Raw genomic sequence first — 3,061 nt, forward strand, 5'->3', positions numbered from 1 at the left:
TTTTTGATGTCCCGGCATCTCAGCGTGTACGCCTGTCCGTCCGAGCGAATGAACGAATTGAGGGCCGCGTTCGAGGAGATTCCCCGCTTGATGTAGGCTCGGCCGGGGTATCATCGGCCGGCCGAGCCGGGTCGTCGACGCAGGAACAGCCCATGGAAAAAAGAGAAGCGGCCGCTGGCGCCGCTTTGTTCGTCCTGCCGCTTCTGTTCGTCGCCGCGGCGCTGGCGCTGCGCCAAGCGGGCGGCGCGTTCTGGGAATGGCACGTTTCCGATCCCTCCTACTTCTACCTGTTCGACGCCATCCACCTCGTCCGGCTGCAGCCCCCCGGCCAGTCGTTTCATCCGGGCACCCCGGTCCAGCTGCTGGGCGCGCTGGCGCTGAAGCTCGCCGATCCACTTTCATCCGGGGCCGAGATCGCCGCCCGCGCGTTCGCCGATCCGGAGGCGCATCTCCGGGTCATCAGCAACGCCCTGATCGCCGTCAACGCCGTCGCCCTTGTGGTCGCGGGTTTCGCCGCGCGCGCCTTCACCGGCAACCTGGTACTGGCCTTGTTCGTGCAGGCGGCGCCGTTTCTGTCGATGGTCATTCTGAAAAACGCCTATCAGGCCAAGCCGGAATCGCTCCTCATCGCCGTCGCGCTCATGCTCGTCGTTTTGGTGTTCAAGGCGGGCGTGTCCGGGATGGAGGCCCGCAAGCCTTCGGCCGGGCTCGCGATCGCGTTCGGCGCGGTCGCCGGGCTCGGCATCGCCACCAAATTGACGGCGGCGCCGGTCTTTCTGCTGCCGCTGTTCCTGCTCGGCGGTGTTCGCGGGATCGCCGTCTATGCGGTTTCGGCGGCCGCGACGTTCGCGTTGTTCACCCTGCCGGCATGGCCCAATGTCGCCAAGGTCGCGGACTATATCGTTCCCACTCTTTTGCGCAGCGGCGCCTACGGCAGCGGCCCGGACTTCGTCGTCGATCTCGCCCGCTATCCGCGCGACGTGATCGATGTCGCGAGCCGACCCGTGGTCCATCTGCAATTGCTGTTCGGCGCGGCGGCGCTTCTGATCGCGGCGTGGCGTCGGCGCCGCGGCCTGGCGGTGCCGGCGTTCGAGCTCAGCGCGCTTGCCGGTCTCGCGCTGGCGGTCCTGGTCCAGGTACTGGCGGTCGCCAAGCAGCCGACGGCCAACTACATGGTTCCCGCCTACATGCTGATGCCGCTGGCGACGATCCTGTTCTACCGGTTCGTCGCCGGGCTCGGCTGGGGCGCCGAAACGCTCCGCCGCCGCGCGCGCCTGGCGGTGTCGCTGGTATTGCTGGCGTCGATCGCGGCGCAACCGTTCGCCGTCCGCCGCCAATACGCCGAATTGGTCCAAAAGCGCGCCGAGGCCGCCCGGGTCGACAACGCCCGCTTCGCCGACTGCGCCCGCATCTATTTCTTTCCCTCAAGCAGCCCGTCGTTCGCCCTTTTTCTCGGCGATTGGTGGACCGGCGGGCGCGAAAGCGACGCGGTCGCCCGCCGCGTCGGAGCCAACGAATACTGGTACGAACAGAACACCGGGGATTTGCGCGACGCCTTTGGTTCGCGCGATATCGCCCGGATCGTCGCCGACAACGCTTGCGTGTTCCTGCGCGGCGGGCATCCGGGACCGATCGGCAACTATCTCGCCCGCCACGTTCCCCATGTCCGCTTCGATCGCGCCTGCTCGACGCGCGAGGAAACCGTGCTCACCTGGGGCGTCGACTGCGCCGGGCGCCCGATTCCGAAATCCTAGGCAACCAGGTCGATCACGCTGCCGCGCGCGAGCAGCGTCGCGCGGCCGCCCAGGTCGAACGCGCGCACGGCATGCCCGGCGGACGAAGCGAAGGCCAGGCGCTCTTCCATCATCTGCAGGGTGAGCAGCCGGCGCGAGGCCAACTCGTGGGCCCGCGTCAATGCGCCCTCGGCCTCCGCGATTTCCGCGTCGGTGACGACGCGGAGGCCGGCAACGCGCCCTCCCAGATCGGGCGCGCCGAAACCGAGCCCCCGACTGTCGAGGGGCTGGGGCGCGAGCGTGATCGCGCCCCCGAAACGCGACGTTTGCACCTCCACGGCCGGCGTATCGGAAGCGATCAGGTTGATTCCGCCCCGCGTCTCCGCCGCGACCAGCGCGTTGATGTCGGCGAGCGCCCGCCGCGCCTCGGCCTGGATGTTGAGGCGCGACACCCGCGTTCCGCCGACGGCAAGTTGCGCGCTGCTTCCGACCAGGGAGCTGGTGCGCGCTTCGGCGACGGCGTCGCGGAACGCGGCGAGGGTGTCGACGATCACGCGCGCGCTCGCGACCGCGCCCGCGAGCGCCGTCCGCGCGGACGTCGCGTCGAGGTCGATCGTGTCCGTGGACCGCGCCGCCGAATCGAGAGAGATATCCGCGCGGGACAACTCGCCGGCCGGCGTCGCGTTCCGCGCCGAGAGCGGCGTCAGCACCCGCGGCGGGAGCGCCCCGATCAAGGCGGCGGAAATGGGATCGAATTCGGCCATGACGCCCGATCTTGCGTTGCGCCCGCGGTATGCGCGGGGAGGGCCATTCTGGCGAAAGGCGGGCGCTTCTCGTTTTCGCGCAGGGATGGGAAAACCGCGCCCGGCCGGGATGCTAGCATGAAGGGCGGGCATGGGCGGCGGATAACGCGTCCCGCCCTCATCCCTAAAAAATGTTCTATTATTATTGGGTTATAACAGGATTATTTATAAGAACTCTAAATAGTTGAACGAAGGGCCGCCATGCCCCACATTAGGGTCAATCGGGTCGCCTTTGCCTCGGAGAACTTCTTTATATGGTCGACAAGTTCGTCTCGTCCGCTTCTCGTCCGTTCGGGCCTTCGCTCGAGCGCCTGCGCGCTGCGGGGCTCCGGCCGACGCGTCAACGGCTCGCGCTAGCCAAACTGTTGTTCAACGGGATCGATCGCCACATCAGCGCGGAGGCCTTGCACGAGGAGGCCGAGGCGGCGGGCATCCGCGTGTCGCTCGCGACCGTCTACAACACGCTCCATCAGTTCACCGCCGTCGGATTGATGCGCGAAATCGTGGTCGACAGCCAGCGCTCCT

At 67.7% G+C, this 3,061-nt stretch carries 3 protein-coding genes; 2 read left to right on the plus strand and 1 reads right to left on the minus strand.

Going from position 1 to position 3,061, the window contains the following annotated elements; translation table 11 throughout:
• Positions 1–152 precede the first annotated feature (152 nt).
• Positions 153–1,754: a hypothetical protein gene (locus tag FJ311_16165; protein ID MBM3952969.1), complete on the plus strand. Its 1,602-nt coding sequence runs from the start codon at positions 153–155 to the stop codon at positions 1,752–1,754.
• Here FJ311_16165 and FJ311_16170 read toward each other — a convergent pair.
• Positions 1,751–2,497, minus strand: coding sequence for a hypothetical protein (locus tag FJ311_16170; protein ID MBM3952970.1), 747 nt, complete (start codon positions 2,495–2,497; stop codon positions 1,751–1,753). The genes FJ311_16165 and FJ311_16170 overlap by 4 nt on opposite strands.
• A 293-nt stretch (positions 2,498–2,790) precedes the next feature.
• Here FJ311_16170 and FJ311_16175 point away from each other — a divergent pair.
• On the plus strand, positions 2,791–3,061 hold a 271-nt coding region (locus FJ311_16175; protein ID MBM3952971.1), incomplete at its 3' end, for a transcriptional repressor.

The organism is Rhodospirillales bacterium (genome assembly GCA_016872535.1).
In the GTDB taxonomy this organism is placed as follows: domain Bacteria; phylum Pseudomonadota; class Alphaproteobacteria; order Rhodospirillales; family 2-12-FULL-67-15; genus 2-12-FULL-67-15.